This window comes from Ralstonia sp. AU12-08, from assembly GCF_000442475.1.
GTDB classification, from domain to species: Bacteria; Pseudomonadota; Gammaproteobacteria; order Burkholderiales; family Burkholderiaceae; genus Ralstonia; species Ralstonia insidiosa.
In genome coordinates this window covers 140,721-165,132 of sequence record NZ_ASZV01000047.1, presented here as the reverse complement: position 1 = coordinate 165,132, position 24,412 = coordinate 140,721, and the positions used below count along the sequence as shown (strand labels likewise).

The 24,412-nt window shown below is 64.7% G+C and carries 25 protein-coding genes; 19 read left to right on the top strand and 6 right to left on the bottom strand.

Going from position 1 to position 24,412, the window contains the following annotated elements; translation table 11 throughout:
• The first annotated feature begins 4 nt into the window (after window positions 1–4).
• From C404_RS52935 to hslU, 13 genes are all read left to right on the top strand, one after another.
• Window positions 5–682: a DUF484 family protein gene (locus C404_RS52935; RefSeq protein WP_021196949.1), complete on the top strand. Its 678-nt coding sequence runs from the start codon at window positions 5–7 to the stop codon at window positions 680–682.
• A gap of 13 nt (window positions 683–695) precedes the next feature.
• Window positions 696–1,706 carry a tyrosine recombinase XerC gene (gene xerC, locus C404_RS52930; protein ID WP_021196948.1) on the top strand — a complete coding sequence of 337 codons (1,011 nt, stop codon included), beginning with the start codon at window positions 696–698 and terminating at the stop codon, window positions 1,704–1,706.
• Between the two features lie 55 nt (window positions 1,707–1,761).
• Entirely contained in the window at window positions 1,762–2,967 is a 1,206-nt protein-coding gene (locus tag C404_RS52925; protein WP_021196947.1) for a class I SAM-dependent rRNA methyltransferase, read from the top strand.
• Window positions 2,968–3,045: 78 nt separating this feature from the next.
• Complete coding sequence (locus C404_RS0130380) at window positions 3,046–3,564, top strand: metal-dependent hydrolase (RefSeq protein ID WP_037012530.1); 519 nt, start codon at window positions 3,046–3,048, stop codon at window positions 3,562–3,564.
• A 155-nt stretch (window positions 3,565–3,719) separates the two neighbouring features.
• Window positions 3,720–5,246 carry an FAD-binding protein gene (locus C404_RS52920; RefSeq protein ID WP_021196945.1) on the top strand — a complete coding sequence of 509 codons (1,527 nt, stop codon included), beginning with the start codon at window positions 3,720–3,722 and terminating at the stop codon, window positions 5,244–5,246.
• A gap of 14 nt (window positions 5,247–5,260) precedes the next feature.
• Complete coding sequence (locus tag C404_RS52915) at window positions 5,261–6,508, top strand: lactonase family protein (RefSeq protein WP_031330011.1); 1,248 nt, start codon at window positions 5,261–5,263, stop codon at window positions 6,506–6,508.
• Between the two features lie 84 nt (window positions 6,509–6,592).
• Entirely contained in the window at window positions 6,593–7,120 is a 528-nt protein-coding gene (locus tag C404_RS52910) for a Fur family transcriptional regulator (RefSeq protein WP_021196943.1), read from the top strand.
• Window positions 7,108–8,184: a CobW family GTP-binding protein gene (locus tag C404_RS52905; protein ID WP_031330010.1), complete on the top strand. Its 1,077-nt coding sequence runs from the start codon at window positions 7,108–7,110 to the stop codon at window positions 8,182–8,184. Before C404_RS52910 ends, C404_RS52905 begins: the two co-directional genes overlap by 13 nt.
• Before the next feature lie 434 nt (window positions 8,185–8,618).
• Window positions 8,619–9,038, top strand: a complete 420-nt coding sequence (dksA, locus tag C404_RS0130375; protein ID WP_031330009.1) for an RNA polymerase-binding protein DksA — start codon at window positions 8,619–8,621, stop codon at window positions 9,036–9,038.
• A 99-nt stretch (window positions 9,039–9,137) separates the two neighbouring features.
• Window positions 9,138–10,454 (top strand): zinc metallochaperone GTPase ZigA, encoded by a 1,317-nt coding sequence (gene zigA, locus C404_RS52900; RefSeq protein WP_021196940.1) that lies wholly within the window; start codon window positions 9,138–9,140, stop codon window positions 10,452–10,454.
• A 111-nt stretch (window positions 10,455–10,565) separates the two neighbouring features.
• Window positions 10,566–12,155 carry an ABC transporter substrate-binding protein gene (locus C404_RS52895; protein ID WP_021196939.1) on the top strand — a complete coding sequence of 530 codons (1,590 nt, stop codon included), beginning with the start codon at window positions 10,566–10,568 and terminating at the stop codon, window positions 12,153–12,155.
• Window positions 12,156–12,300: 145 nt separating this feature from the next.
• Window positions 12,301–12,837 (top strand): ATP-dependent protease subunit HslV, encoded by a 537-nt coding sequence (gene hslV / locus C404_RS52890; RefSeq protein ID WP_021196938.1) that lies wholly within the window; start codon window positions 12,301–12,303, stop codon window positions 12,835–12,837.
• 26 nt (window positions 12,838–12,863) lie between these two features.
• A complete protein-coding gene (gene hslU / locus C404_RS52885) occupies window positions 12,864–14,195 on the top strand; it encodes an ATP-dependent protease ATPase subunit HslU (RefSeq protein WP_021196937.1) in 1,332 nt (443 codons plus the stop codon).
• A 159-nt stretch (window positions 14,196–14,354) separates the two neighbouring features.
• Here hslU and C404_RS60120 read toward each other — a convergent pair whose 3' ends face one another.
• The 3 genes from C404_RS60120 to C404_RS52875 all read right to left on the bottom strand — a co-directional run bounded on the left by C404_RS60120 (window position 14,355) and on the right by C404_RS52875 (window position 16,724).
• Window positions 14,355–14,612: a hypothetical protein gene (locus C404_RS60120; protein ID WP_152524485.1), complete on the bottom strand. Its 258-nt coding sequence runs from the start codon at window positions 14,610–14,612 to the stop codon at window positions 14,355–14,357.
• A 144-nt stretch (window positions 14,613–14,756) separates the two neighbouring features.
• Window positions 14,757–15,335 (bottom strand): response regulator transcription factor, encoded by a 579-nt coding sequence (locus tag C404_RS52880; protein WP_021196935.1) that lies wholly within the window; start codon window positions 15,333–15,335, stop codon window positions 14,757–14,759.
• A gap of 42 nt (window positions 15,336–15,377) precedes the next feature.
• The gene (locus tag C404_RS52875; protein ID WP_021196934.1) at window positions 15,378–16,724 is read right to left on the bottom strand and encodes an ATP-binding protein; all 1,347 of its coding nucleotides are present in this window, start codon (window positions 16,722–16,724) and stop codon (window positions 15,378–15,380) included.
• Between the two features lie 144 nt (window positions 16,725–16,868).
• Between C404_RS52875 and C404_RS52870 the strand changes: the two genes are divergently transcribed.
• Window positions 16,869–17,378, top strand: a complete 510-nt coding sequence (locus tag C404_RS52870; RefSeq protein ID WP_037012527.1) for a copper chaperone PCu(A)C — start codon at window positions 16,869–16,871, stop codon at window positions 17,376–17,378.
• Window positions 17,379–17,425: 47 nt separating this feature from the next.
• Entirely contained in the window at window positions 17,426–17,641 is a 216-nt protein-coding gene (locus tag C404_RS52865) for a hypothetical protein (RefSeq protein WP_021196932.1), read from the top strand.
• A 224-nt stretch (window positions 17,642–17,865) separates the two neighbouring features.
• On the opposite strand, the gene C404_RS0130370 is transcribed toward C404_RS52865, so the two are convergent.
• Both C404_RS0130370 and C404_RS52855 read right to left on the bottom strand, forming a co-directional pair.
• On the bottom strand, window positions 17,866–18,081 hold the full coding sequence (locus C404_RS0130370; RefSeq protein ID WP_031330006.1) for a zf-HC2 domain-containing protein: 216 nt from the start codon (window positions 18,079–18,081) through the stop codon (window positions 17,866–17,868).
• A 21-nt stretch (window positions 18,082–18,102) separates the two neighbouring features.
• Entirely contained in the window at window positions 18,103–18,696 is a 594-nt protein-coding gene (locus tag C404_RS52855) for a sigma-70 family RNA polymerase sigma factor (RefSeq protein WP_021196929.1), read from the bottom strand.
• A gap of 186 nt (window positions 18,697–18,882) precedes the next feature.
• On the opposite strand from C404_RS52855, the gene argB reads away from it, so the two are divergent.
• Genes argB through slmA form a run of 3 tightly spaced genes read left to right on the top strand, consistent with a single transcriptional unit; the run spans window position 18,883 to window position 21,400 of the window.
• Entirely contained in the window at window positions 18,883–19,815 is a 933-nt protein-coding gene (gene argB / locus C404_RS52850) for an acetylglutamate kinase (protein ID WP_021196928.1), read from the top strand.
• A gap of 10 nt (window positions 19,816–19,825) precedes the next feature.
• Window positions 19,826–20,701 (top strand): pyrimidine 5'-nucleotidase, encoded by an 876-nt coding sequence (locus tag C404_RS52845; protein ID WP_021196927.1) that lies wholly within the window; start codon window positions 19,826–19,828, stop codon window positions 20,699–20,701.
• A gap of 48 nt (window positions 20,702–20,749) precedes the next feature.
• Complete coding sequence (slmA, locus tag C404_RS52840) at window positions 20,750–21,400, top strand: nucleoid occlusion factor SlmA (protein ID WP_021196926.1); 651 nt, start codon at window positions 20,750–20,752, stop codon at window positions 21,398–21,400.
• Between the two features lie 49 nt (window positions 21,401–21,449).
• On the opposite strand, the gene pdxR is transcribed toward slmA, so the two are convergent.
• Window positions 21,450–22,961, bottom strand: a complete 1,512-nt coding sequence (gene pdxR, locus C404_RS52835; protein WP_031330005.1) for a MocR-like pyridoxine biosynthesis transcription factor PdxR — start codon at window positions 22,959–22,961, stop codon at window positions 21,450–21,452.
• A gap of 154 nt (window positions 22,962–23,115) precedes the next feature.
• Here pdxR and gabT point away from each other — a divergent pair, with 154 nt between their 5' ends.
• Complete coding sequence (gene gabT, locus C404_RS52830) at window positions 23,116–24,408, top strand: 4-aminobutyrate--2-oxoglutarate transaminase (RefSeq protein WP_031330004.1); 1,293 nt, start codon at window positions 23,116–23,118, stop codon at window positions 24,406–24,408.
• Window positions 24,409–24,412 lie beyond the last annotated feature (4 nt).

Sequence of the window (24,412 nt, the reverse complement as noted above, 5' to 3'; positions counted from 1 at the left end):
CACGATGAACGCACAAGACGTCGCCAACTATCTGCAAGCGCACCCGGCCTTCTTTGAAGAGCACGCGGAATTGCTGGCCGCCATTCAACTGACGAGCCCGCACAGCCACCGTGCCGTGTCGCTGCAGGAGCGCCAGATGGAAATCTTGCGCGACAAGAACAAGCACCTCGAACTCAAGCTGTCGGACCTGATGCGCCACGGCAACGAGAACGATCGCACGCAGCAACGCGTGCACGCGTGGACGGCGCGCCTGCTGGGCGAGGCCGACACGCATGCGCTGCCGTACGCGGTGCAGGATGGTCTGCGCGAGATTTTCGAAGTGCCGGCCGTGGCACTGCGCGTCTGGCAGGTGGGCGAAGAGTTCGCGCATCTGGAAGTCGCGCAAGGCGTGAGCGAGGAAGTGCGCCTGTTCGCGGCTGGCTTGCGCGCGCCGTACTGTGGCGCCAATGCCGGCTTCGAAGCCGCCGGCTGGCTGGAGACCGCTGAGACGATCGAGTCGGTCGCCATCGTTACGCTGCGCGTGCCTGTACGTGGCGATGCCGATCAGGCGGCAGCGCCCGCCTTCGGCCTGCTGGTGCTGGGTTCCCCCGATGCGCGTCGCTTCCACGACGGCATGGGCACGACCTACCTCGCGCAGATTGGCGAACTGGCCGCTGCCACGCTCAACCGCCTGCGCGACTGAGCGCGCGCTCCGCATGCCGCAATCTGCTCACCACGCGAGTGACGACGATGCGCGCGACGCACCCGCGCCGCCGCATCCGCAGATTGCGGCCTACCTCGATGCGCTGAAGTTCGAGCGGCAACTCTCGCCGCATACGCTGGCAAGCTACGGCCATGAGTTGGCCGTACTGCAGCGATTGGGCACGCAGCTCGCAGCCGGTATCGATCTCACGCAACTCCAGACGCACCACATCCGCCGCATGATGGCGCAACTGCACGGTAGCGGTCTGTCGGGCCGCAGCATTGCGCGGGCGTTGTCGGCGTGGCGTGGCTGGTACAAGTGGATGGCGCTGCGTGATGCGGCGGTGACGGCCAACCCGGTCGACGGCGTGCGTGCACCCAAGAGCCCGAAGCGGTTGCCGAAAGCCCTGTCCGTCGAACAAGCCGTCGCGCTGATGGAGCAACTGCCTGGCGACGACGCAGAGACGATCCGCGATCGCGCCGTCAACGAGCTGTTCTATTCGTGCGGGCTGCGCCTCTCGGAACTGGTCAGCCTCGACTTGCGCCACGTGAAGGCCGGCGAGTATGAGTCCGCCAGTTGGTTGGACCTCGACGCACGCGAGGTGATGGTGCTTGGCAAGGGTAGCAAGCGCCGCACCGTGCCGGTCGGCTCCAAGGCTGCCGAAGCGCTGTCCGCGTGGCTGGCGGTGCGCGAGCAACTGGCCAGGCCTGCGCAGCTTGATACGGCGCCGGAGGATGCGTACGCGCTGTTCCTGTCGCCGCGCGGCAAGCGCCTTGCACAGCGGCAGATTCAACTGCGCATGAAGCGCAACGCCATCGAGGCTGGTGTCCCGGCGGATGTGCACCCGCACGTGCTGCGGCACTCGTTTGCCACGCATATGCTGCAATCGTCCGGTGACTTGCGCGCCGTGCAGGAACTGCTCGGGCACGCCAGCATCGCCAGCACGCAGGTTTATACTTCGCTCGATTTTCAGCACCTGGCCAAGATCTACGATCAGGCGCATCCCCGCGCGAAGAAGAAGTAACGCGCCGCCCTGATTCCGCTGTCCCTGTACAGGGGCGCACTCATTTCCCAGTCGTATGCAAACCCTGATTCTCAAGCCCGGCAAGGAGCGCTCGCTGCTGCGCCGGCACCCGTGGATTTTCGCCAACGCCATTGACCGCATGGAAGGCCGCCCGCCGGCCTCTGGCGCAACGGTGGTCGTGCGTGCCGCCAACGGCCAGTTCCTGGCGCGCGCCGCGTTCAGCCCCGTCTCGCAGATTCGCGCCCGCGTGTGGAGCTTTGACGAGGCCGAGCCGATTGACCACGCTTTCTTCAAGCGCCGCATTGCTACCGCCGTGGCGTACCGCCGCGCCTGGGTGCATGACACCGATGCCGTGCGCCTCATCATGGGCGAGGCCGACGGCCTGCCCGGCCTGATCGTCGACCAGTACGGCACGGGCAAGGATGGCAATGGGGGCCAACTCGTCTGCCAGTTCAGCGCCGCCGGCGTGGAGCACTGGAAGGACGCCATCGTCGCTGCGCTCATCAAGGAGACCGGCTGCCCGAACGTGTACGAGCGCTCCGACGTGAGCGTGCGAGAGCGCGAAGGCTTGGAGCAGATGACCGGCGTGCTGGCCGGCGCCGAACCGCCAGAAGACCTCTCCGCCACCGAGCACGGCGTGCGCTACTACGTGGATGTGCGCGAGGGCCACAAGACCGGCTTCTACGTCGATCAGCGCGACAACCGTGCGCTCGTCGGCGCGCTGGCGAAAGACCGCGACGTGCTCAACTGCTTCTGCTATACCGGTGGATTCTCGCTGGCAGCGCTCAAGGGTGGCGCGAAGTCTGTCGTGTCGATCGACTCGTCGGGCGAGGCACTGGCGGTGGCTGAGCGCAATGTTGCCCTCAACGGCTTCGATCCGGCGCGCGCCGAGTGGCTCGATGCGGATGTCTTCAAGTCGTTGCGCAACTTCCGCGCGGAAGGCCGCCAGTTCGACCTGATCGTGCTGGACCCGCCCAAGTTTGCGGCGTCGGCCCAGCAGGTGGACCGTGCAGCGCGCGCGTACAAGGAGATCAACCTGGTCGGCATGCAACTGCTGCGACCGGGCGGTCTGCTGTTCACGTACTCGTGCTCGGGCGCGATCGATGCGGATCTGTTCCAGAAGATCGTTGCGGGTGCGGCGGCCGATGCCAAGGTGACGGCGCGTATTCAACGTCGTTTGGCTGGGGGCGTGGACCATCCGTTGCTGACGAGCTTTCCGGAAGGCGAATACCTCAAGGGTTTGCTGCTGCAGATCGGCTAGCAATTTGTCGCAATTTTTGGCTTGTTCCCGCAAGCCGCCATTGCGAAGATGCGGCCCTTCGTTTTCCGCATCACGTTGATGGCATCCAACGCAGCACATCATGCGACGGGCTGGGCGGCAGGTTTGATCGCCGCCAGCTTCGTCGCGCAGGCTTCCCACACCTCCCTCGAACACCTCGCTTCCATTCTCGCGTTTTGCGCTGCGGTTGCCGGCAGCACGGCGCCTGACTGGATGGAGGTCGCTTGGTGGAGCCGCGCCCGCCGGCTCTGGATCACGCACCGTACCGTCACGCACTGGGGCATCGGCTGGGTCGCAGCGCTGGTGCTGTCTTACCAAGCGCTGAGCCATGATCACCTGTGGGCGCCGCTGCTGTTCGGCTTTGCCTGCGGCGGACTGATGCACTTGCTGGCCGATTGGCCGAACCCGCTGGGCGTGCCCTGGATCTGGGGGCGCCATTCCCTGAACCTCTGGAAGAGCGGGCGCTGCGACCTGATCGTGGTGATCCTGGCATGGGCGGCGGCGTGCTGGCTGGTGCGCCCGCTGTGGGCGACGACGGCATCACGGGTGCTCACTTGGTTTGCCCATCTGGTGCGCTGAGGTGGCCTTGGCCGACCCAGCGCACACGTTGTGCCGGCAATGTCTGATGGAACCCGGACGCACGAACGACTAAGTTGGAACCGCCGGACGTATCGCGTCCGAATCCAACTCCGTTTGCGCAACGCTTGCGCAAACGCCCTCACCGGGAGTCGTCGATGACACTGGATGTGACCCGCCAGGACCCTCGCTACAACACGCTCAAGCATGGCTTCAACCTGCGCTGGCCCGCCACGGACGCCCAGGCCGCTGGCCGGATCGCCCTCGTTGAAAAGCCCGATGACGTTGCCCCCGCCATTCAGCGCATCGTCAACGCGGGCCAGCGCCCGACGGTGCGCAGCGGCGGACATTGCTATGAAGACTTCGTCTCCAACAACCCCGACGGCACGATCGTCGACCTGAGTCTGCTCGACTCGCCCGATGTACGTGCCGACGGCTCGGTGCACATTCCCGCCGGCACGCAGAACTGGAACGGCTACCTCGAGCTCTACAAGTGCCACAACGTGACGCTGCCCGGCGGCTCGTGCTATTCGGTGGGCGCGGGCGGGCACATCTGCGGAGGCGGTTACGGGCTGTTGTCGCGGCTGCAGGGGCTGACGGTGGATTGGTTGTCCGCCGTGGACATCGTCACCGTGGACAAGGATGGCAAGGCGGCCGCCCGCATCGTTGATGCCACGCGCGATCCGGAGCTCTTTCGTGCATGCCGTGGCGCGGGCGGCGGTACCTTCGGTGTCATCACCGGCTACACGTTCGCCAAGCTGCCCGAGGCGCCGCAGGAGGTGGCGCTGGCCACGGTGGCCTTCGACTGGGCCAGCATGACGCCGCAGCGCTTTGCCGAATTGCTGCGCATCTACGGCGAATACTGGGAGACGCGCGGCAAGGACCCGGATACCTGGGGCATGTTCTCCCTGCTCAAGCTCACGCACAAATCGGCCGGGCAGATCGTGCTGCTTACGCAATTCTGCAACCCCGATGGCACGTGCCGCGATCTTTCCGTGCTCAACGATTTTCTCGATCGCTTCCAGGCCTGCGCACCCACGCCCGTGAAGGGCCATCCGCCCGGCTATGGTCCCGCGCACAAGCCGGGCATGGGGCAACTGCTCTGCTCGAAGCCGCACACCATCGTGCAGTACGACTGGCTGACCGCCACGCAATACCTGAACGGCTCGGGTGCCAACCAGCGCGGCAAGTACAAGTCCGCTTACATGAAGCGCGGCTTCACGGCGCGCGAGGCGCAGCGCATCTACACGCACCTTACGCGCACCATCCCTGGCGTGGACTTGAGCCAATCGCTGCTCCAGGTGGATTCGTACGGCGGCGCCGTCAACAAGACCGAGCGTATTGCCGACACCGCCGTGCCGCAGCGCGCTTCCATCATGAAGCTGCAGTACCAGACCTACTGGACCGCCGCTGCCGACGACGCCGGCCACCTGCGCTGGATCAGCGATTTCTACCGCGATGTCTACGGCGCCCCCGACGTGCCCGCGCCGCACAGCGGCACACCCTACCCCGGCGACCGGTACGAGGGCTGCTACATCAACTACCCAGACGTCGACATGCTCGCCTACTCGTTCTGGCCGCAGCTCTATTACGGCGATGGCGATCTCTATGCGTTCCTGCAACGCGTCAAGCGCCGTTATGATCCGAACAACATCTTCCACCACGCGATGTCCGTGCGTGCGTGAGGAGGAGCCTATCCATGACTAACCGCAATTCGCCAACCCGTCGAACCTTCATGCAGTGGACCGGTAGCCTGCCCTTGTTGGGCGCTCTTCCCAAAACCGCGATGGCCCAGGCGAGTGAGCAGCCTGCCGCCTCCGGTGCACAACCCGCCGGCGCCGCGCGCCCGCCGCGCTTTGCCTACGTCGGCACCTACACATTCAACGCACCGGGTGGTACCGCCGGTGGCCCGCCCGCACGTGGCATCTACGTACTCGCCCCGCGCGGCGATGCGTGGACGCAGGTGCGGGTGGTCGAAAGCGCCAACCCGTCGTTCCTGGCGGTGCACCCGAATCAGCGCTTCCTGTACGCGATCAACGAGCTCGAGGTCTACGAGGGCCGCCCCAACGGCAGCGCCGAGGCCTACGCCATCGACCCGCACGACGGTAAGCTGACGTTGCTCAACCGGCAGCCCCTGTCGCTGTCGGGCACGAACCCGGCGCACGTGGTGGTGTCGCCGGACGGGCGCTATCTGGCGGTTTCGATCTATAGCGGCGGTGCGTACAACCTCCTGCCGATCGGCGCGGACGGTAAGCTGGGCGACGTGTCGGGCATCTTCAAGGACACCGGCGCCGGCCCACGCCCTGAACAGGAGGCGCCACATGCGCACATGATGCTGTTTGATCCGGCGGGCAAGCACGTGATCGGCACCGACCTGGGCACCGACCGCATCAACGTGTTCGCCATCGAGGGCGGCAAGCTGGCGCCGCGCGACCGGGCGCAACTCAAGCCCGGCAGCGGCCCGCGCCATCTGGCGCTGCATCCACAGGGCAAGCTGCTCTACGTCATCAACGAGCTGGACGGCACGGTCGCCTGCCACGGTTATGACGCGGACACCGGCCGCGTACTGGAGGAGCGCCAGCGCATCTCCACCACCCCCGCCGACTACACCGGCCAGAAGAGCGGCGCCGAGGTGCTGCTGCACCCGTCCGGGCGCTTCCTGTATGCCAGCAATCGCAAGCTGAAGTCGGATCACCCGCTGGCCGACAGTGTGGCCGCCTTCAGTATCGACACCTCGGGCAAGCTCACCGCCATCCAGTACTGGAGCGAGGGCCTGCACTTCCCGCGTGCGATGACGATGGCAGCCGACGGCAACCACCTCTACGCACTCAGCCAGAAGGGCGACACGATCCTGCGGCTGCGCATTGACCCGCAGACCGGCAAGCTGGATCAGCCCGTGGTGGTGGCCAAGGTGCCGACGCCGGTGTGCCTGGTGTTTGCCACCTAACGCGTTGAAAAACCCTGGGCGGTGCAAGGCCGCCCAGTTGCAACTCAATTGCAGCACCCCTCCGGCCGTGGGACAATCCCGCGCATGAACACCCCGGCCCCGCGAGACGATCTCGCCACATCACAACCTGATTCGCCTGATGCGGCTGCCCGCACACGCCTGCGCAGCCTGGGCAGCCGCGTGACGGAGCCCCGTGTGCGCGTGCTGGCCGTGCTGATGCAAGACGCCGAGCCGCTCTCGCACCAGGCCGTGTGTGATGCGTTGCCAGAAGACGCCGGCATCGACCGCGTGACGGTCTACCGCGTGCTCGACTGGCTGGTGGCCGGCGGCATCGTCCACAAGACGGCCGGCGCCGATCGCGTCTTCCGCTTCAGCCTGGCCGAGCACGACGCCGCGCGTGAAGCCGCGCACCGTTCGCACAGCCATTTCCACTGCACGCAATGCGGGCGCGACTTCTGCCTGGAAACGGCGGAGCCGCCGGCCATGCCGAAGGCCGCCCTGCCCGCCGGTTTCGCGGCCGACCACGCTGAACTCACCATCAAGGGCTGCTGCGCCGACTGCGCGCATCCAGCCGCCCATCACCAGACAGGAAACGCCTCATGTCCAAAATGATCCCGGTCACCATCCTGACGGGCTTTCTCGGTAGCGGTAAGACCACGCTGCTCAAGCGCATCCTGACCGAGCAGCACGGCATGAAGATCGCCGTGATCGAAAACGAGTTCGGTGAAGAGAACATCGACAACGACATCCTCGTGCAGGACGGCAACGAGCAGATCGTGCAGATGAGCAACGGTTGCATCTGCTGCACCATCCGTGGCGACCTTGTGGCGGGCCTGTCCGACCTGCTCACGCGCCGCGACAACGGCCAGATCCAGTTCGACCGCGTGGTCATCGAGACCACCGGCGTGGCCAACCCCGGCCCCGTCGCGCAGACCTTCTTCATGGACGACGAGATCGCCAGCCGCTACCTGCTGGACGCCGTCATCACGCTGGTCGACGCCAAGCACGGCAACATGCAGCTCGACAAGCAGGAAGAGGCGCAGCGCCAGGTGGGCTTTGCCGACGCCATCTTCATCACCAAGAGCGATCTGGTGCCGGCTGAGGACGTGGACGCGCTGCGCCACCGCCTGCTGCACATGAACCCGCGCGCCCCGATCCGCACCGCCAATTTTGGCGACACGCCGATCGACACGATCTTCGACCTGCGCGGCTTCAACCTGAACGCCAAGCTGGAGATCGACCCCGACTTCCTGCGCGAAGATGATCATGACCATAACCACGATCATGATCACGACCATGCCTGCTCGGCCGACTGCGACCACGGTCATGACCATGACCACCATCACGGTCACCACCATCACCACGGCCACGCGCACCACACGGATCGCATCGCCTCGTTCGTCTTCCGCAGTGACCGGCCGTTCAACTACGCCAAGCTGGAGGAATTCCTCTCGGGCGTGCTGAACATCTACGGCGAGAAGCTGCTGCGCTACAAGGGCGTGCTCTATATGGAAGGTGTCGACCGCAAGGTGGTGTTCCAGGGCGTGCACCAGCTCATGGGCAGCGACGTGGGCGGCAAGTGGGATGGTGAAAAGCCCAGCAATCGCATGGTTTTCATCGGGGTGGATCTGCCGCGCGAAACAATTTTGAAAGGATTGGAGAACTGTCTGGCCTAGGGCTTGTTTCCCTCGGGCCGCTTTCCCCCCTCCTTTTGGGTGGCCTTGTCCGGCGCTTTCAGGCAGAATCCGGGCCGTATTTTCTGTCCGTGTTTCTCCGATAGTTCGGGTAAGATCGTTCGGCTACAATAAGTCGATTCAGTGCACGTCGTCCCAGGCACGTCCGGTAGGAGGAGCAGGCGATGGTGACCAAGAACAAGGATGGACGCGGCGCCAACGGCGGCGCCCTGCGGTCCAATACGGAGTCGGCTGCAGCCCAGGCTGCGCCAGCCACCCGAAAAAAAGCGGCAGGGGGCGCCGCTGCGGGCAAGGCAACAGGAGGCGCGCGGGGCGGCAAGTCCGCCGCTAGCCAGAACGAGTCCAACGCATCCCCGCGCAAGGACGACGCGACAGCCGACACGGCGCGCGATTTACCAGGATCATCCGCAGCAACCATGAGCAGCAAGAAACTACTCACCGAAGCCGAAATCCTGAAGATGGGCGAAAAGGATTACATGAACGAGGCGCAGCTCGCCTTCTTCAAGGACCGGCTCGAACAAATGAAGGCTGACATTGAGAAGAATGCCAGCCAAACCGTCAACGAGCTGCGCGAGACCGTGGTCGTGCCGGACCCGGCCGACCGCGCGACCATCGAGGAAGAGCACGCGCTGGAATTGCGCACGCGTGACCGCGAGCGCAAGCTGCTCAAGAAGGTGGAGCAGTCGATCGCCCGCATCGAGAAGGGCGACTACGGCTACTGCGACGAAACCGGCGAGCCGATCGGCATTCCGCGCTTGCTTGCACGCCCCACCGCCAACCTGTCGCTGGAGGCGCAGGAGCGCCGCGAAAAGCGTCAGAAGTTGATGGGTGACTGACGCGCGCGTCGCACTCGGTTGACGCATTCGTTTGAATCTTGCAGCCCGGTCACCCACCGGGCTGTTTGCTTTTTTTAGCCACAAACTAGGGCCACGATCATGTCCCGTCCGCTTCCCGTTACCGTGTTGTCCGGCTTTCTGGGCGCCGGCAAGACTACGCTGCTCAACCATGTGCTCGCCAACCGCGAGGGCAAGCGCGTGGCCGTGATCGTCAATGACCTGTCGGACGTCAACATCGACGCGCAGCTCGTGGGCGACGGCACGGCCACCAGCGCCCAGCTCTCGCGTACCGACGAGCGCATGGTGGAGCTATCCAACGGCTGCATCTGCTGCACGCTGCGCGAAGACCTGCTCGACGAGATCGCGCGTCTGGCCCGCGAAGACCGCTTCGACTACCTGCTGATCGAATCGACGGGCGTGGCCGAGCCGTTGCCGATCGCCGAGACCTTCACGTTTGAAGACGCCGAGGGCGACGTGCTGTCCGACCTCGCACGCCTGGACACCATGGTCACGGTGGTCGACGCCCAGCACTTCCTGGCTGACTACGATGCTGCCGATTTCCTGGCAGACCGCGGTCAGGCCCGCGACGAAGACGACGACCGCACCGTGGTTGACCTGCTGATCGAACAGGTCGAGTTTTGCGACGTGATCGTGCTCAACAAGATCGACCTCGTGAGCGAGGCCGAGCGCGCGCGTCTGGCGAGCATTCTGCATTCGCTGAACCCGCGTGCGCGCATCGTGCCGGCGTCGTTCGGCAAGGTGCCGCTGGACGAAATTCTGAATACGCATCGCTTCGATTTCGATGCGGCATCGGCCGCGCCCGCCTGGCTGGCCGAACTGCGCGGCGAACACGTGCCCGAGACGGAAGCGCTCGGCATTCGCAGCTTCGTCTATCGCCGCCGCGTGCCGTTTCACCCGCAGCGCCTGTGGGATCTGATGCACACCGAATGGCTGCGCAGTCCGAACGGTGGCGGCCGCGTGCTGCGCTCGAAGGGCTATTTCTGGTTGGCCTCTCGCATGGAGACTGCCGGGAGCTGGGGCCAGGCTGGCGGCGTGATGCGCCACGGTGGCGCCGGCGCATGGTGGGCGGCAGTGGATCAGGCTGAATGGCCCGATGAGGACGAGGCCCGCGCCGACATCATCGACAAGCTGCACGACAACGGTGCGCCTGCGCCGTGGGGCGACCGCCGTCAGGAGCTCGTCTTCATCGGCACCGATCTGGATGAGGCCGCACTCGTCGCGCAGCTCGATACGTGCCTGCTGACCGATGCGGAACTGGCCGCCGGCCCTGCAGCATGGGCCGTGCTGCCCGATCCCTTCCCCGCCTGGGCCTTCGATGATCACGACGACGTTGATGACGACGAAGACCACGATCACCAGCATGGTGACGACTGCGATTGCGGGCACCATCACTGAGCATGCACACCCCCTGCTTCACCGACGTTGACACCGGCGTCATCCGGTCCTGACAATCCCCGAACGTTTTGCGAATGTATTGATTGAGTAACGAGCTATCGGGGAGTCGTCATGCCGGTTCTGCGTTTGCTGCGTGCCGCGGGTTTGGTCGCTGCGCTGTCTCTCACTACCGCCGCACCGCTTGCCGCGCAGGCTGCGCCGGCCAACGCGCTGGTGGTTGGCCTGTCAGGCGACATCACCTCGCTCGATCCACACTTCCATAACGTCACGCCCAACGATAACGTTGCCGAGCACATGTTCGAGACGTTGATCGCCAAGGACGAGAGGATGCGTATGAAGCCCGGCCTCGCCACCTCGTGGAAGGCCGTGAGCGACACGGTGTGGGAGATCAAGCTGCGCCCCGGCGTGCATTTCCATGACGGCAGCGAGTTCACCTCGGCCGACGTTGTCTACTCGCTGGCGCGCCCGGCCACGATCAAGAACAGCCCGTCGCCATTCACGATCTACACGCGCGGCTTCAAGGAGGTGACGGCGGTCGACAAGCTGACCGTGCGCATCACCACCAACGGGCCGTATCCGCTTGTGCCGAACGATCTGTCGACCATCTACATCGTGTCGAAGAAGGTGGCTGAGAAGGCCGGCCCGGAAGATTTCAACAATGGCCGTGCGCTGATTGGTACGGGGCCGTACAAGTTTGTGTCGTTTACCAAGGGCGATCGTGTGGAGCTGACGCGCTTCGATGGCTACTGGGGCAAGAAGCCGCAATGGGAGCGCGTGACGCTGCGCATCATGACGGCCGATCCGTCGCGCGTGGCGGCACTGCTGGCCGGCGATGTGCAGGTGATCGAAAACGTGCCGACCTCCGACATCAAGAAGCTGTCGAGCGATCCGGCGGTGTCGGTGTTCAAGATGCCGGTGTTCCGCATGATGTATCTGCACCTGGATTCGAATCGCGATGTATCGCCGTTCGTGACCGACAAGGCCGGCAAACCGCTGGCGAAGAATCCGCTCAAGGATGCGCGCGTGCGCGAGGCGATTTCGCTGGCGATCTCGCGCCAGGCCATCGTCGACCGCGTGATGGAAGGCGCTGCCGAGCCGACCGGGCAACTCGTCAACAGCGCCCTGTTCGGCCATGTGCCAAGCCTGAAGGCGCCAGCGGCGGACCCTGCTGCCGCAAAGAAACTACTTGCCCAGGCGGGTTATCCCGACGGCTTTGCCATCACGCTGCACGCCACCAACAACCGCTACGTGAACGACGACCGCGTCGCGCAGGTGATCGCTTCGATGCTTTCGCGCGTGGGGATTGCCACCAAGGTGGAGGCGATGCCATCGGCGACGTTCTTCACGCGCGCCAACAAGCTGGACTTCTCGTTCCTGCAGGCGGGTTGGGGGGCGGATACGGGTGAAGCCAGCTCCAGCCTGAAGGCGCTGCTGGCAACCTATGACCCGGCGCGCGGCTGGGGTGCCTCGAACCGCGGGCGCTATTCCAATCCGGCGCTGGATGCCAAGCTGGCCGAGGCGCTGCAGACCATCGACGACCTCAAGCGCGAGAAGCTGCTGCAGGAAGCCACGGAAATTGGCATGCGCGACTACGGGGTGATCCCGCTGTACTTCAACATCAACGTGTGGGCTGCCCGCAAGGGCTACACGGCGGTGCCGCGTCTGGATGAGCGCACCTACGCTTTCGACGTCACGCACTGACGATCCGACAAGCGATGCGGCGCGCACAAAAACTGTGCGCTGCTGCGGAAATCAGGCTTGAAATCCTGGGGGCTGGCGTCAAGTATGGAACTCTTTGACCGGCCCGCGGTGGGCCGGCTCAGGCTGCACCCCAAGGAACAAGCGCATGGAACAGTATCACGGCACCACCATTGTCAGCGTGCGGCGCGGCAACCAAGTCGCGCTCGGCGGCGACGGCCAGGTCACGCTGGGCAGCATCGTGATGAAGGGCACCGCCCGCAAGGTGCGCGCCATCTATGATGGCAAGGTGCTGGTCGGCTTTGCCGGCGCCACCGCTGATGCCTTCTCGCTGCTCGACCGCTTCGAAGCCAAGCTGCAGAAGCACCAGGGCAATCTGCTGCGCTCTGCCGTTGATCTCGCCAAGGACTGGCGCACCGACCGTGCGCTGCGTCACCTCGAAGCGATGCTGATCGTCGCGGATCGCGAAACGACCCTCATCATCACCGGCAACGGTGACGTGCTGGACCCGGAAGGCGGCATCGCGGCGATTGGCTCGGGCGGTTCGTACGCGCAATCGGCGGCCAAGGCACTGGTGGAGAACACCGACCTCAGCCCCCGCGACGTGGTGGAGAAATCGCTGAAGATCGCCGGCGAACTCTGCATCTACACCAACACCAATTTCGTGATCGAGACGCTCGAGTAAGCGGTCTCGCTCTGCACAGGATTCCCATGTCTGAAACCATGACGCCGTCGGAAATCGTTTCCGAACTCGACAAGCACATCATCGGCCAGCAGAAGGCCAAGAAAGCCGTGGCCGTGGCCCTGCGCAACCGCTGGCGCCGTCAGCAGGTGGGTGACCCCCTGCGCCAGGAGATCACGCCCAAGAACATCCTGATGATCGGACCGACCGGCGTGGGCAAGACCGAAATCGCCCGCCGCCTGGCCAAGTTGGCGGATGCGCCGTTCATCAAGATTGAAGCGACCAAGTTCACCGAAGTCGGCTACGTCGGCCGCGACGTCGACACCATCGTGCGTGACCTGGCCGAGATGGCCGTCAAGCAGACGCGCGAATCCGAGATGAAGAAGGTGCGCGCCAAGGCCGAAGATGCGGCGGAAGACCGCCTGCTCGACGTGCTGATTCCGCCGCCGCGCGATATCGGTTTTTCGCAGCCGGAAGAGAAGGATTCCAACGCACGCCAGGCGTTTCGCAAGAAGCTGCGTGAAGGCCAGCTCGACGACAAGGAGATCGAACTCGAAGTGTCGGCCGGCACCCCCAGCATGGACATCATGGGTCCGCCGGGCATGGAAGACATGACCGAGCAGATCCGCTCGATGTTCGCGGGGCTGGGCCAGGGCAAGAAGCATCGCCGCAAGATGAAGGTGGCGGAGGCATTCAAGCTGCTGATCGACGAAGAGGCGGCCAAGCTGCTGAACGAAGACGAGCTCAAGCACAAGGCCGTTGCCAACGTCGAGCAGAACGGCATCGTGTTCCTGGACGAGATCGACAAGATCGCCAGCCGCAGTGAATACGGCGGCGGCGAGGTGTCGCGTCAGGGCGTGCAGCGCGATCTGCTGCCGCTGGTGGAAGGCACGACCGTCAACACGAAGTACGGGATGATCAAGACCGACCACATCCTGTTCATCGCATCGGGTGCGTTCCATCTGTCCAAGCCGAGCGACCTGATTCCGGAACTGCAGGGCCGCTTCCCGATTCGCGTGGAACTGGATTCGCTGTCGGTGGACGACTTCCGCGCGATTCTCACGCAGACGGACGCGAGCCTGACCAAGCAATACCAGGCATTGATGAAGACTGAAGGCGTCGACCTTGTGTTCGCGGATGACGGTATCCGCCGCCTCGCCGAGATCGCCTGCGCGGTCAACGAGAAGGTTGAGAACATCGGCGCGCGCCGCCTGTACACGGTGATGGAACGCCTGCTCGAAGACCTGTCGTTCCACGCGCACAAGTCGTCGGGCGAGACGGTGACCATCGACGCGGCATATGTCGATGAGCGCCTGAGCGAGCTGTCGGGCAACGAAGACCTGTCGCGCTACGTGCTGTAAAGCCAGCCGCGCAGACCAAAAGAAACGGGCCGCATCTTCAACGATGCGGCCCGTTTTCCATTGCGCCATTGACGCGCTCTCGTGCGGTGCCTGTCGGATTTTTCCGATAGTGAGCGGTGCCTATGGGCAGGACCGCAGTGCTTTATCGCTTTTTGTGCCTCACGATTGATTGGTGTGAGGCATCGAAAAACAATCGAGATGCACAGTTTGTGCAATCGAGGGCGGAGCTTGAAAGGGAGACCAGCGCTTCTTCAAAGCGCCGTCCATTTCTTTCATGATATTTGACGGAGTACTTTCATGAAAAAAGTCTTCACCGGTCTCATGCTGGCCACGCTCATGCTCGGCGCGCAGGTTGCGCACGCAGGCTGTTATGGCAGCTACTGCCAAGCGTGGTGCTGCAGGTAAGTCGTGCTGCATCTGCAAACGCACTGATTGAGTTTGGTGCGGATGCTTGAAAACGCCCCTGTTTCCATCTTTACACCCCAGCGATTGGCGTTGGGGCGACGGAAGCAGGGGCGTCAGTCTTTCCGAAACGATCGCAATATCGCTCGACCGCGCTTTTTATTTGGCGACCGGTCGCTTGCCCAGCTTGCGCTGCAGCGTGCGCCGGTGCATGTTCAGCGCCCGCGCGGTGGCGGAGATATTGCCGCCATGCTCGGCCAGCACGCGTTGGATGTGCTCCCATTCCAGCCGCGCGACCGACAGCGGTGTGGGGTTCTCCATGGTCTGCTCGGCCACGGCTTCAGATACCCCCACCTGCAGCGCCAGCAGGATCGAATCGACGTTCGCGGGTTTGGCGAGGTATTCATCGGCACCGAGCTTTACCGCTTGCACGGCAGTCGCGATGCTCGCGTAGCCCGTCAGGATCAGCATGCGTGCGTCGGGCAATGCTTGGCGGAGTGGGGCGATCCAGTGCAGGCCCGAGTCTGTGCCACCGTGGGGCATCAGGCCCTTGTCGCTGGTGGCCAGGTGCAAGTCGACGGTCACGTAGGCAAAGCGCGTCTGCCGTGCCAGCGACAGTGCCTCGCCACCGGTGTGGGCGATCTGCGGAGCAAAGCCGCGACGCGTGAGCGCGCGCGCCAAGGTTTGCGCAAAGACGTCGTCGTCGTCGAGGATCAGGAAGGGGGCGGGTTGTTGCATGTGGATCTCCAGGCCACAAGGGCCGTGTTGGAGCGGTCGCTCTTATGTGAATAGGGTGGGCGCGCCGATGATGGGGGCAGCCGATTCTTCTTTCGGACCACCAACGGGCAGCCGGAGTTCGGCAATCGCGCCCTGCGGCGGGTTGGGGCGCAGCACCACGGTACCGCCCAGTCGACGCGCCGTGGTCGCGGCCAGATAGACGCCGATGCCGTGGCCACCATGCTTGCTGCGCACCGGCGTGCGGCCCAGCGATGTGCGCAGGTCTTCCGGCAGGCCAAGGCCCGTGTCGACGATGGACAGCACAATTTGCGGTGGGGCTTCACGCAGCACGTCTGGGTTGGCGTCAATCTTGGCGGTCAGCAGCAGCGGCACCTGATCGCGCTTGGCCTGTTGCTGGCTGCGCGCGGCGTTGTCGAGCAGGATGGTCAGGATCTGGCCCACGTAGACCGGGTCCAATTCCACCGCCTGCGCGGCCGGCGAGCTTTCCGTGTGCAGGCGGATATCGGGGTGGCGCAATTGCCAGGTCTGTGTGAACTCCGGCAGCCACTGGCCGAGCGGTTCAGGTGCGCCATCGTTGGGCTTGCGCTGCAACCGGGCGAGCGCGGCGCGACACAGTTCGAGCTGCTGCTCGATGGCGCGCAGGTCCTCGCGGTACGGTGCGAGCGGTGAATCGGGCTGCTTCGCATCGTGCTGCAACTCGCCGGTGATGACCGCCACGGTGGACAGCGGCGTACCCATCTCGTGTGCCACGCTGGCGCCTTGTGACATCAGCGCTTCGACACGCTGGTCGCGCAGCAGGCGCTCGCGGGCTTCGGTCAGCTGCTCATCGCGCTCGCGCAGTGCGGCGGACAGGCGCGCGGTAAAGCCGGCGATCATCGCGCTGCTGGCCACGAAGTCGATCCACATGCCGGCCAGGTGGTACGGCACGGCATCAGCCTGGTTCAGCAGGTTCAGCGGGATGTAGTTGCCGAGCATCATGCTGTAGGCAGCCAGCGCGTACAACGTCAGGCCGACCACGTGCGCGATCGGCAGCATGGCGGCAGCAATGGCCAGCGCGGGCAGGTAGAACGAGACGAACGGGTTGGTCGCGCCACCGGTGAAGTACAGCAGGGCCGAGAGCGCGGTGAGGTCCACCAGCAGCTGGATGGTGATCTCGATATGGCGCACCGGCCGCTCGCTGCGCATGCGCAGGCCCGTGGCCAGGTTGAACAGCGCATGCAGGCCCATCACCATGAGCAGCGGCACCACCGGCAGTTGCACGCCAAACACCTGCGGCGCCAGCAGCATCAGGATCAGTTGGGTGGCGAGCAGGCTCCATCGCAGCCAAAACAGGCGGCGTAGACTGGATGTGTCCAGTAGCGGTGCGGCAATCGTCAGGGTTGAAAGCATGGGGAAGAAGTGTAAACGCGGGCACCGCGCCGTTTCCTGTGCCGCGATGCGTCAATCAGCCGCACAATTGTGCACCCAACGTACCTTGCCACAAGCCCTGTGCTTTAATGCGCAGCACGTTTGTCCTGACAGGAGCTGTTCATGATGAAGTCCCGATCGATCCGTTCTTCTGCCCGCTTGGCCGCTTTGGCTGCCGGTCTGCTGGTCAGCGCTGCCGCCTTCGCTCAGGTGACGGTGCAAGACGCCTGGGTGCGTGGCACCGTGCCGGGCCAGACTTCCAGCGGCGCCTTCATGACGCTGCAGGCTGCGGATGGCGCCAAGGTGGTAGGCGTGTCGACGCCGGTGGCGGGCACGGCCGAGATCCACGAGATGAAGATGGAGGGCAACGTGATGCGCATGCGCGCCGTGCCGTCGCTGGACCTGCCCAAGGGGCAGTCCGTGCAGCTCAAGCCGGGTGGCTACCACGTGATGCTGATGGACCTGAAGCAGCCGCTGTCCAAGGACACCACTGTGCCCATCACGCTCAAGGTGGAGTTGGCCGACAAGCGCGTCGTCGAGCAGAAGGTGGATGCCAAGGTGCGCGACCTGACCGCCGGCAATATGCCCGCCATGAACCACGGTCATGACCAAAGCGGCGGCGAACACAAACATTGATGGCTTGCGGCGAGTGTTGCTGCGGGCCACGTAAGGCATGCTTCCACATGGCTAACAAGACGCTTGGCACTCGCCAGAAACTGACGTTTCGCATCGAGCCTTCCACGAAGGCTGGCACAGCGCGCCCGCGCAACTTCCTGGTGCCGCTCGCGCGCGGCCGTAAAGCCGGCGCCCACATCGAAGGCGGCCACGCTGAGCGTCAGCGCGGCCGGGCCGACGTCCGCCGCGCATTGCGCACAGTGGACGACGACAGCAACGACTAATCAGTTCAATTCCGACGCGGTTCGCGCGTGTGCGATCGCCTCGCGCAGGCAATGCTGGCAGCGGCAGCCCTGTCCAGGGCGCCGCGCACTGGCGGGCAGTTTCTCTTCCGTCATGCACCAGCAGGTTGCGTCTGGCTGTGTGCCATCACCGATGGCGCCACAGCGCAGCGCCGCCCCGCAGATTGCGCAGGCGGTGTTGGCATTCGGCGATTCCAAGGGTGCGCTCACGGGCGCCCGCCTCCTGCATCATCATCCTGCCCTAGCCGGTGCATGGCGCTGCGCAATACCCCCATTTGATGCGAAAAGCGCGTGCAGGCATCGCACACAAACAGGTGCGCGTGCAGGCGTAGGCGTTCGCCCGTGCTCAGATCGCGGTCCATTCTGCTGACCAGCACGCGGTGTGCTTCCTTGCAGGTGAGTTTTCCCCAACGGTTCGGCATGGTGTTCCTCTGTAATACGGCCTATGCGGCTGCAGGCTGGTTGCCGAACCAGTGCAGATCCAGGCACTCGCGCAGGCGCATACGGGCGCGGTAAAGCAGTGCCCAAGCATTGGTCGCGGTGATCTCCAATTCCTGACAGATTTCGTCGGTCTCCAGCTCCAGCCACTCGCGCATCATGAATACGCGCCCCACGCGCGGCGGCAGGTGATCGACACACATCTGCAGGATGTCGAAGAATTCCCGCCGCGACAGCGCCGCATCCGGGTTCCCCCAGTCGGACGGCGGCGTCACATAGTGGCCGTCGGCAGCAAAGAGCGTATCGAAGATGGCCTCGTCGGAGCGCAGGTCGGCTTCGTCCGATGTGCCACCGGCGAGCATTGAGACGCGCACTTCGCGCCGCCCAGAGCGAATCTCGTCGATGATCTTGTGCTTGAGGATGCCGATCACGTACGTCTTGAGCGATGCATTGCCGGCAAACCGCTCGGGGTGCTCCAGCACGGCAAGGATGGTGTCGGCGACCACATCTTCCGCGAGTGCCGTATCGCGCAATTGCAATTGCGCAAAGCGCAGCAGGTGCGGGCGCAGGGCGTTGAGCTGATCGGGGGCGATGGCCATGTCGGATGAATGGTGTTCTGTGTCTGCAACGGTGCGGTCGATACGCAAGGTGTGCCATCAGACCGCGCCTGCTTTTCTTGTAAAATCGCGCCTGCCGAAAATGGGCTGCAACGCTTTTGTGTCGCACGCGACATTCGGCGCTCCATCATACCCGCCCCAATCCGCTCAATCCCGGATGTCTCCGACATGAACGCTTCTGTTGCTGCTGCCCCCGACCCTGCTGGCCTGGACCCTGAACTCGCGCACATTGCGCCGCCGGTGAAGGCCGAAATCCTCGCGCAGGCTCTGCCTTACATTCGCAAGTTCCACGGCAAGACCATCGTCATCAAGTACGGCGGCAACGCCATGACGGAAGAGAAGCTCAAGCACGGTTTCGCGCGTGATGTGATCCTGCTCAAGCTGGTCGGCATGAACCCGGTGGTGGTGCACGGCGGCGGCCCGCAGATCGACGAAGCGCTGAAGAAGGTCGGCAAGCAAGGCACCTTCATCCAGGGCATGCGCGTGACGGATGAAGAGACCATGGAAGTGGTCGAATGGGTGCTCGGCGGCGAAGTCCAGCAGGACATCGTCATGCTGATCAACCAGTACGGCGGCCAGGCAGTCGGCCTGACCGGCAAGGACGGCGGCCTGATCCGCGCCAAGAAGCTGAAGATGCCGGATCGCGAGAAGCCGGGCGAATTCATCGACATCGGCTTCGTGGGCGACATCGAGACGATCAACCCGGCCGTGGTCAAGGCGCTGCAGGACGACGCGTTCATCCCGGTCATCTCGCCGATCGGCTTCTCGGATGAAGGCCAGGCTTACAACATCAACGCCGACGTCGTGGCCGGCAAGATGGCCGAGATCCTGAAGGCCGAAAAGCTGGTCATGATGACCAACATCCCGGGCGTGATGGACAAGCAGGGCAACCTGCTGACGGATCTGTCGGCGCGCGAGATCGACGAGCTGTTTGCCGACGGCACGATTTCGGGCGGCATGCTGCCGAAGATCTCGTCGGCGCTGGATGCGGCCAAGAGCGGCGTGAATTCGGTGCACATCGTCGATGGCCGTATCGAGCACTCGCTGCTGCTGGAAATCCTGACCGAACAGGCGTTCGGCACGATGATCCGCTCGCACTAAGCTGACATTCATGAGCAACACCCGGGTGGCTCAGGCGCGCCGCGCGCACGCCTGGCCACGCGAGGTGGTGGCCCCAACGCCACCCAAGCAACAGCCGGTCTGGCTGTTCGACCTCGACAACACCCTCCACCACGCCTCGCACGCGATCTTTCCGCAGATCAACCGGCTGATGACGGCCTACGTGGCGCGCGTGCTTGGCACGGATGACGCCACCGCCAGCCAGGTGCGTGTGGACTATTGGCGCCGCTACGGTGCCACCCTTCTCGGCATGGTCCGCCATCATGGTGTCGACCCCGATGACTTCCTTGCCCAGGCCCATACGTTTGACGACCTGCGCGCCATGGTGCGCGCCGAACGCGGCCTGGCCCAACTGCTGCGTGCGCTGCCTGGGCGCAAGATCCTCCTGACCAACGCCCCCGTCGCCTATGCGCGCGAGGTGGTGCGGCTGATCGGCCTCAAGCGCGCGTTTGCCCGAGAGATTGCCGTTGAGCACATGTGGGTGCACCGGCGCCTGCGCCCGAAACCCGATCCGCTGATGCTGCGCCGGCTGCTGGCGCGTGAGCGCATTGCGCCGTCGCGCGCCATCCTGGTGGAAGACACGCTTTCGCACCTCAAGCGTTACCGCAAGCTGGGCATCGGCACCGTGTGGGTGACGGGCTATCTCCGGCGTGTGGCGCCTGGGGTGGTTTCGCCGTCTGCTGCGCTGTCATCGCAATCGGCTGCCGAGGCTTTGCATCCAATGCAAGTGGCGGCGATGGGCGCCCGTGCAAATTCGCCACATCAGCCGGCCGCTGCACCGATTTTGTTCGCCAACCGGCCCGGCTATGTCAGCGTGAAAGTAAAATCGGTGCTTCAACTAAAACGAAGGCTTGTTCGACGCGGCTAGGCTGTTGCATGGTTTCCGCGTGCAGAACGGGAGAGGGGCCAGGAAGTCATGAGCAACGCGCAAACGGGGTTTCCGACGGCCGAGCTGGCTACGGAAGCGCCTATTGAAGCCACACCCGTACGCAAGCGCCCCCGCCCGGGCGAGCGCCGCGTGCAGATCCTGCAGACGCTGGCGGGCATGCTCGAACAGCCGCGTGGCGAAAAGATCACTACAGCGGGTCTGGCTGCCAGGCTGGACGTTTCCGAAGCGGCGTTGTACCGACATTTCGCCAGCAAGGCGCAGATGTACGAGGGCCTGATCGAATTCATCGAGCAGACCGTCTTCGGCCTCATCAACCAGATCACCCTGCGCGAAGAGCACGGCCTGCGCCAGGCGCACGCCATCGCGCACATGCTGCTCTCGTTTGCCGACAAGAACCCGGGCATGACACGGGTGCTGGTGGGAGAGGCGCTGGTCGGTGAGGATGAGCGCCTGCCCGAGCGCATGGCGCAGTGCCTGGACCGTATCGAAGCCTCGTTCAAGCAGAGTCTGCGCGTGGCGGTGACGCAGGGTGCGTGGCCGGCCGATACCGACATCGCGTCGCGCGCCAACCTGATCGTCTGCGTGGTGCTGGGGCGCTGGCACCGGTATGCCAAGAGCGGCTTCCGCAAGTCGCCCATGGAGGGTGTCGAGGCGCAGTTGCGGGTGGTGTTGGCCTGAGCCACTCGCCCAAGAAAACGCCCCGCGGATGCGGGGCTTTTTTGTGCGCTCAACCGATCGTTCGCACCGCCTCCGCCAGCGTGTGAAAACGCGCGGCAATGTGTTCGGTCTCCACGTGACCGTAGCCCAGCAGCAGGCCCGGTTGGCGGCGCGCGTCGTCCTGGTAGTAGCGCGAGAGCGGCCGCGTGACGACATCGTTGGCGAGCGCCAGATCTGCCACGGCCACGTCATTGGTACCCGCCGGCAGCCCCAGTACGAGATGCAGGCCCGATGCGCCGTCATGCACGGGCAGCGACTCGCCAAACTCGTTGGCGATGGAAGCAAGCAGCGTTTCGCGCCGCTCGGCATACACGCCGCGCATGCGCCGGATGTGCGAGACGAAATGGCCTTCCGCAATGAAGTCCGCCAGGACCGCCTGCGTGAGGATCTGGCCGCCGCGGAACATCTCTGAGAGCCCTGTCGCAAAGGCATCGGCCAGCGCGGGCGGCACCACCAGATAGCCGATCCGCAGACTCGGGAACAGCACCTTGGAGAACGTGCCCATGTAGAGCACGCGCCCGCCTTCGTCCAACCCTTGCAGCGATGGTAGCGGGCGGCTGCCGTAGCGGAACTCGCTGTCGTAGTCGTCTTCAACGATCCATGCGTCGGTGGCGTGTGCGGTGGCGAGCAGCGCGCGGCGGCGCGCCAGGCTCATCACCGAACCGAGCGGGTATTGGTGCGAGGGCGAGACCACCATCAGTTTGGGCGGCTTGCCACGCTGACGCGTGCGTGCGGGTACGGAAGTCGGCACGTCAAAGCGCATGCCTTCGTCGTCCACCGGCAGCGGCACGGTGCGGATGCCCGCAGCGGTGAGTACGCTGCGCACGCCCCAGTAGCCGGGGTCTTCAATCCAGGCGCTGTCACCCGCATCGCACAGCAGTTGCGCGATGAGTTGCAGCGATGGGTGGATACCCGCGGTGATGATGATCTGCTCGGGCTCGCAGCGCACGCCGCGCGCGGTGCGCAGGTAGTCGGCCAGCGCGGTGCGCAGCGGCAGGTAGCCGGCGCCCACCGGATACGTCAGCAACGCGGGCGAGGGTTTGCGCAGCAACCGGTTGTGCAGCCGCGACCAGATACGCGCGGGAAACATCCGCACCTCCGGTACGCCCGGCATGAAGGCGCCCCATTGGCGAGAGCTGGCGCCCGCATCGCGCACCAGGGCGCGGCCTCGCGTAGAGAGCATCGGTGCGATGGGGGCAGCAGCTTCCGCAACCTCAACAGCGGGGGCCGTTGGCACAGGCGTGGCGTCCAGCCGGTCTGGTGCGGTATCGGCGACGAAGGTGCCGCTGCCCACGCCTGCCGACACGTAGCCTTCCACGCCCAACTGCTCGTACACGTGGATGACCGTATTGCGTGCAATGCCCAGCTCGGTTGCCAACTGGCGTGACGATGGCAGGCGCGTGCCGGGCTGCAGCTCGTCGCGCAGGATGCCCTCCTGCAGCGCGCGATACAGGCGGCGGTGATCGGGCTCGCCGCTGGCATCGGCGCGGTCAAAGCGGCGCTGTAGGTAGTCGACCAGCATGCTGGCGCGGTGGGCGGGGGAATGCTCGGCCATGGCAGGTTGTGGAGCCAAAGTGGCTCCATCAGAAAAACACGATTGGGTCTCATTGTACGGGGCCAATGGCTGCCACACTGACCTTCATCGCATCTTTTTTGACCCAACGCACCCCAACGCCATGAACGCCCGAGATCCGCAACAAGCGCCGCAACAGAACGCCCAATGGAATGCCCGCCGCCTCGCTGCCACCCCGCGCGGCGTGGGTGTGATGACCGACCGCTACGCAGAGCGCGCCGAGAACGCCCTGTTCTGGGACGTGGAAGGCCGCCGCTACATCGACTTCGCGGCCGGCATTGCTGTGGTGAACACGGGGCACCGTCATCCGCGCCTGGTGCAGGCCGTGCGTGAGCAGCTCGACCACTTCACGCACACGGCTTATCAGATCGTGCCGTATGGCTCGTCCGTCGAACTGGCGGAGCGTCTGAATGCGGCCACGCCCGGCGCGCACGCCAAGAAGACGGCGTTCTTCACCACGGGCGCCGAGGCCGTTGAGAACGCCGTCAAGATCGCCCGTGCACACACCGGTCGTCCGGGCGTGATCGCGCTCACGGGCGCCTTCCACGGCCGTACGTTCATGGGCATGTCGCTCACGGGCAAGGTGGTGCCGTACAAGACGGGCTTTGGTCCGTTCCCGGGCAGCATCTATCACGTGCCGGCGCCGGTCGCGCTGCATGGCGTGAGCACGCAGGATTCGCTGGACGCCATCCAGCGTCTGTTCAAGGCTGACATTGACCCGCGCCAAGTCGCCGCCATCATCTTTGAACCGGTGCAGGGCGAGGGCGGTTTCTACCAGATGCCTGCCGACTTCGTGCGCGCCGTGCGTGCACTGTGCGATGAGCACGGCATCGTGATGATTGCCGATGAAGTGCAGACCGGCTTTGCCCGCACCGGCAAGCTGTTCGCCATGGAGCACACCGGCGTGCTGCCGGACCTGATGACGATGGCCAAGGGTCTGGCCGGCGGTCTGCCGTTGTCCGCCGTCACTGGCCGTGCGGAAATCATGGACGCACCGGCGCCGGGTGGCCTGGGCGGTACGTACGCGGGTAACCCGCTGGCCGTGGCGGCAGCCCATGCGGTGCTCGACATCATCGCGGATGAAAAACTGTGCGAGCGCTCCGCCGCGCTGGGCGCACGTCTGGTCGATGCGCTCAACGGCATGAAGGCCAAGCAACCGCGCATCGCTGAAGTGCGTGGCGTGGGCGCGATGGTTGCTGTGGAATTCAATACGCCGGACGGCAAGCCCGACGCCGACTTCACCAAGCGCGTGCAGCAACGTGCGCTCGACGCCGGTCTGCTGCTGCTGTCGTGCGGCGTGTACGGCAACGTGATCCGCTTCCTGTTCCCGCTCACGATTGAAGATGCGGTGTTCGAAGAGGGCCTTGCCATCCTGCAACGCGCACTGGAGGGCTGACAGC